General features: G+C 72.5%; 5 protein-coding genes. 2 read left to right on the top strand and 3 right to left on the bottom strand.

The window, feature by feature from the left end; translation table 11 throughout:
- On the top strand, positions 1-909 hold a 909-nt coding region (locus ACWEN3_RS42335), incomplete at its 5' end, for a hypothetical protein (RefSeq protein ID WP_452982835.1).
- Here the strand turns inward: ACWEN3_RS42335 and ACWEN3_RS42340 are convergent.
- The gene (locus ACWEN3_RS42340) at positions 866-2089 is read right to left on the bottom strand and encodes a saccharopine dehydrogenase family protein (RefSeq protein WP_452982838.1); all 1224 of its coding nucleotides are present in this window, start codon (positions 2087-2089) and stop codon (positions 866-868) included. The two genes, ACWEN3_RS42335 and ACWEN3_RS42340, sit on opposite strands and share 44 nt — an antisense overlap.
- Positions 2090-2228: 139 nt before the next feature.
- Between ACWEN3_RS42340 and ACWEN3_RS42345 the strand changes: the two genes are divergently transcribed.
- Positions 2229-2942, top strand: coding sequence for a TetR/AcrR family transcriptional regulator (locus ACWEN3_RS42345; protein WP_452982840.1), 714 nt, complete (start codon positions 2229-2231; stop codon positions 2940-2942).
- A 115-nt stretch (positions 2943-3057) separates the two neighbouring features.
- Here ACWEN3_RS42345 and ACWEN3_RS42350 read toward each other — a convergent pair whose 3' ends face one another.
- Together ACWEN3_RS42350 and ACWEN3_RS42355 are read right to left on the bottom strand one after the other, a co-directional pair.
- Positions 3058-3636, bottom strand: coding sequence for a hypothetical protein (locus ACWEN3_RS42350; RefSeq protein WP_452982843.1), 579 nt, complete (start codon positions 3634-3636; stop codon positions 3058-3060).
- A gap of 128 nt (positions 3637-3764) precedes the next feature.
- Positions 3765-4229 carry a DUF1153 domain-containing protein gene (locus ACWEN3_RS42355; RefSeq protein ID WP_452982846.1) on the bottom strand — a complete coding sequence of 155 codons (465 nt, stop codon included), beginning with the start codon at positions 4227-4229 and terminating at the stop codon, positions 3765-3767.
- Positions 4230-4333 lie beyond the last annotated feature (104 nt).

The raw sequence follows: 4333 nt of genomic DNA on the forward strand, positions 1-4333 counted from the left end.
GCGGCCCTGCGCCGAGCCGGGATACCCGCGCCGCGCGGCATCCGCACCGGGGACCTCGCCGAGGCGCTGGCCTGGGCCGAAACCAGTCGGCTGCCCGGTTACCTGCTGGCCCCGGCCGCGGCCGGCCTGCCGGTCGAACCCGTGGTCTGCGACGGGGAACCGCAGATCAGCGCCGCCTGGGCCCGGATGGGACGTGCGGCCGAGCGGCACTGCGGCGACGCGCACCTGGTGCTCACCGAGCTGCTCTCCCCCGGCCGGTTCGTCGTCAACAGCGTCAGCCGTCCCGGTGCGGACGGGAGGACGGACCACTCGATCACCGATGTGTGGGCCGAGACGCGCGCCGCCGACCGGTCACCGGACCGCACCGACCTGATGGGCCGTCATCAACCGCTGACCGTGGACCTGTCGATGTACATGCTGCGTGTGCTGGACGCCCTGGGCGTACTGCGCGGCCCGGTCACCGCACGCCTCGCGTACGAGCAGGGCCGGGGGTCCCTGCTGGTTTCGGCGCTGGCGGTGCCCGGGCTGTCACCGGCCGAGGAGGCACTGCACGGGGCCACGGGAAGCGACCGCGCGCTGGACCCCATGGACATCTGGGAGCCGCCCTCGCCCGTCCGGCGCCTTCCCGTCCCGGCCGGTCACCGCATCGTCCGGGTTCACCTTCACTCCGGCGCGGGCGGCGCCGTGGACCCGGCGCTCGGACGCGTCCTGCGCCGGCTGCCGACGGTAGTCTCGGTCGGCGAGGACCGCCGGGCGCCCGGCACGGCCAGGTGCGCCGAGGCCGTTCTCAGCAGCACCGATCCGGAGGCCGTCGAGGCGGACTACCGGGTCATCCGCGCCCTGGAACGCGAAGGCGGATACGGCGTCAGCTCTCTTCGCGCAGGCCCCAGGGAGACCCGTACTCCGTGAGCAGGTCCAGGAAGGGGCGCGGCGGCAGGGCCTCGGGCCCGAGGACGCCCTTGCCGGACCAGGTGCCGGTGGCCATCAGTTCCAGGGCGACGACCGGGTTGACCGCGGTCTGCCAGACCACGGCCTGCGAGCCGTACTCGCGCATCGACCACTGGTTGTCGACCACGTGGTACAGGTACACCTCGCGGGGCGCCCCGTCCTTGGTGCCCTTGACCCAGGTGCCGGCGCAGGTCTTGCCCGTCATCCGGTCCCCCAGGCCGGCCGGATCGGGCAGACAGGCCGCGACGACGTCTCGCGGGGAGACCTGTACGGCTCCGTCCTTCCCCGGCACGGCCACCCTCGCCGTCGAGTCGAGGCCCAGTTCGTGGAGGGTCTTGAGCTTGGCGATGAAGTCGTCGCCGAGGCCGTACTTGAACGTGACACGGCGCGCGTCCACCCAGCGGGGCATCAGCAGCACCTCTTCGTGTTCGACGTTGACGCACTCCACCGGGCCGATGCCCTCGGGGAAGTCGAACACCTCGGGCTCGCTGAACGGAGCCGTGGTGAACCAGCCTCGGTCCTTCTCGTAGACGACCGGCGGGTTGAGGCACTCCTCGATGGTCGTCCAGATGCTGAAGGAGGGTGCGAAGTCGTAGCCCTCGACCGTGAGGTTGGCGCCGTCACGGACGCCGATCTCCTCGATGTCGTCGAAGAGTTCGTCGGCCGCGTACCGGGCGAAGACGTCGGACAGACCCGGCTCCACGCCCATGCCGACCAGTGCCAGCCGTCCGGCCTCCGCCCAGCTCCCGGTGAGCGCGAACTGCTCGTCGCCGAGCTTCACGCCGCACTCCTCGTACGGGCGCGACTCGTGCGGCGCGGACAGGGACATCGCCATGTCCATGTAGTGCGCGCCGGCTTCCAGGGCGGCCTGGAAGAGGGGCATCACGAACCTGGGGTCGGTGGCGTTGAGCAGTACGTCGCATCGCTCGTCGACGAGCATCCGGCGGACCGCGTCCTGGTCCGAGGCGTCCAGCCGCCGCGCGGTGAAGCGGGCGCCCCGCTCCCCCAGGGCCGCGACGGCGCCCTCGGCACGGGCGAGGTCGTAGTCGCTGACCACCATGTGGGTGAGGAAGTCCCGGCGAGCCGCGATCCGGGTGACGGCGGTACCGACGCCGCCCGCGCCCACGAGAAGTACTCGCATGTCACGCACCTTTCTTCCGGGAGGCGGGCGCCTCCGGACGGGCTCGATGCAACGGCATGCCGGGATGTAAGGTCAACCCCGTTGGCATAAGGGTGGACGTGGAGAGCGGCCGACGGCGGCGGTTGAGGAGACGAGGGATATGGCGAAGCAGGTGGTGCCGGAGGCGGCACGTCAGCGGCGGCGGCCCACGCGCACCGGCACCGTGCTGTCCGAGGAGATCATCGTGCGGACCGCTCTGCGCGTGCTGCGGGAACACGGCAGCACGGGGCTGACGGCACGCCGTCTGGGCGCCGCGCTGGGCGCCGATCCCAGCACCCTGTACCGGTACTTCGCCGGGATGGACGATCTGGCCCGGGCCATCGGGGACGAGCTGATGGGGCGGGCTCTCGACAGCTGGGCGGCCACCGGGGAGTGGCGCGCCGATCTGCGCGCTCTGGGCCGGGCCATCCACGCGGCCTACCTCGCCCACCCGCAGGCCGCGGTGCTCACCGCCAGCCGGGTGACCGGCCGGCCGCGTGAGATCGCGGTGGACGAGACGATCCTCGGCATCCTGCGCGGCGCCGGGCTGCCCGATCCGGCGGCGGTCCGCGTGTACCACGCGTTCATCGACCAGAGTCTCGCCTTCGCCGCGCTCGACGCCGGATCGCTGGCGCTGGCGGACGAGGCCCGTGCCGGGGACGAGGAGGTGTGGCAGTCCACCTACGCGCACCTGCCCGCCGAGTCGCATCCGAACATCGCCGCCACCGCCCAGCTGCTCGCCCGGCGCATGCCGCACAGCGCCTATCCGGCCGCTCTGGAGATGTTGCTGGAGCACACCGCCGTGCAGCTGTCCGAGGCCGGCGCCCAAGGCTGACAGCCCTCCCCGCATGGGGGTGAACGACCGCCGTGCGCCGGCTTCCGGCGCGGGCAGTCCGGCGGAGAGCCGTCGCGCGGTTCACCGGGGCGGCGGGACCACGGTCCGCACGGTGTCAGCCGTTGCCGCCGTCGCCGCCGCGGCCGCCCTGCCCGCTGGTCTCGCAGCCGACGCCGAGGCAGATCCCGCCGTTCCCGCCCCTGCCGCCGTTGCCACCGTCGCCGCCGCCCACCGCGTCTCCCCCGTTGCCGCCGCTGCCCCCGTTGACGCTGCCACCGCACTCGCCGACACAGATACCGCCGTTGCCCCCGTTGCCACCGTCGCGGCCCGGTGCCCCCGTGGTGCCGCTGCCGCCGTTGGCGCTGCCGTTGCACAGGCCGGCGCAGATGCCGCCGTCCGAGCCATTGGCGCCGTTGACCGTGCCGTTGCAGTTGCCCGCACAGATCCCACCGCCGACGCGGACACTGCCGTTGCCGAGCCTGATCCCGCCCAACAGCCCGGAGCCGGCGGGACGTCCGGTGGCGGTACCGCCGGTGCCGCCGTCACCGGCGGGCAGGTGCTGGGCGGCGGGCGCGCCGGTCGCCGGTCGCTGCGGCATCGGCGCCGCCATGGCGGTCGGCGCCAGCGCGCCTCCGGCGACGACGGCCGCCGAGACGGCGAGACCGAGGCCGAGAATCGATGAGCGTATACGCATGACTTTTCCCTCTTTCCCCGAGGATCTTTTCCGCGGGATTCTCTGTGGGCTTTTCTGCGAGATTGCCTGCGGACCGGTGTGAAAAGGCGCCCCGCCCGGAGAGTCCGGGCCGGGCGCCGATTTCGCCGTTACGAGGTGAAGGGGGAGGCGCCGTCCAGCAGTGCGAGCCAGTCGCCGTTCCGGAACTCCCGCTGCCAGGAGTCGTACTGCTTCTCCGGGATCTTGTACTTCTTCGCTACGTCGGCCTTCGTCGCGTGCCCGGACATCACGATCAGCACGATGCGGACCTTGTCCAGCGCCGTCAGGTGCTGCTCGGGCTTGTCGGGGAGGTCCGCGGCGGAGAGGCAGCCCGGATGTCCGGGTTTGCCGGGCTCGCCCGGCTGACCCGGTGCGCCGCCCTTGCCGCCGGCCCCGCCCCGCCCTCCCTGGCCGCCTCCGCCGCAGTCAGCGGTGTGGTGTGCGAGAGAGGAGTAACTGGGGGTGTTGGTAGGGGTGTTGTGCGACGCCGCCTGGGCGGCGCAGGCGGTGCCGGAGACGAGGGTCAGGGAGGCCGTCGCCAGGAGGACGGGACGTCGCCAGGAGACTGTGAACATGGGGGTTCTCCGTTTTCGGATGTGTCGGTGACGGTGGTGCCGTCATGCACCTCGCCGCGCTTGTGGGTGGTGCCCGTCGCGTACAGGATCCGCTCGGTGACGGT

The organism is Streptomyces sp. NPDC004561 (assembly GCF_053602155.1).